This is a genomic window from Vibrio sp. 1580 (genome assembly GCF_033340055.1).
Map to the genome: position 1 here is coordinate 1 of NZ_JAWOVT010000296.1, position 698 is coordinate 698.

The following is a 698-nucleotide window of genomic DNA, read 5'->3' on the forward strand; positions in this document are numbered from 1 at the left end:
GCTCACTTCCGACAGCACTTCCATCAAGTCGCGCCATTCTTGTTTTGGCTCTGGTGGTGGCAGTAGATTTGCTTCCAAAATGGCGCTTGCATACAAGTTGAAGCTGTTTACCGCAACATCTGGTAGACCCAGTTTAAAGCGGATCATTTCGCCTTGTTCTGTTACGCGTAACCCGCCTTGCAAGCTCTTTGGTGGTTGAGACAGCAGAGCCGCGTGTGCAGGTGCGCCGCCGCGACCAACGGTGCCGCCACGACCATGGAACAGAGTCAGCTCAACACCTTCGCCTTCTGCCACTTTAACTAGAGATTCCATAGCATGGTACTGAGCCCAGCCTGCTGACATGACACCCGCATCTTTTGCTGAATCAGAGTAGCCGATCATGACCATTTGGTGGTTTTGAATAAAGCCACGGTAAAGGTCGATACTCATTAGCTGCTTAATGACCGACTCTGCATTGTTCAAGTCGTCTAGAGTTTCGAACAGAGGACAAACATCCATACGGTAAGGGCAGCCCGCTTCTTGCAGTAATAGGTGCACAGCGAGTACGTCTGAGGCGGTACGAGCCATTGAGATGACGTAAGCACCGAACGCTTCGCGCGGTTGCAGAGCGATGATCTTACAGGTGTCTAACACCTCTTTGACAGGCTCTGATGGTTCCCAATCGCGCGGCAGTAGCGGACGTTTAGACGCAAGTTCAT

General features: G+C 51.9%; 1 protein-coding gene. It reads right to left on the minus strand.

Going from position 1 to position 698, the window contains the following annotated elements:
- Positions 1-698 (minus strand): phosphoenolpyruvate carboxylase (locus R7093_RS25630; protein WP_318147072.1); only part of this gene is annotated, 698 nt, incomplete at both ends.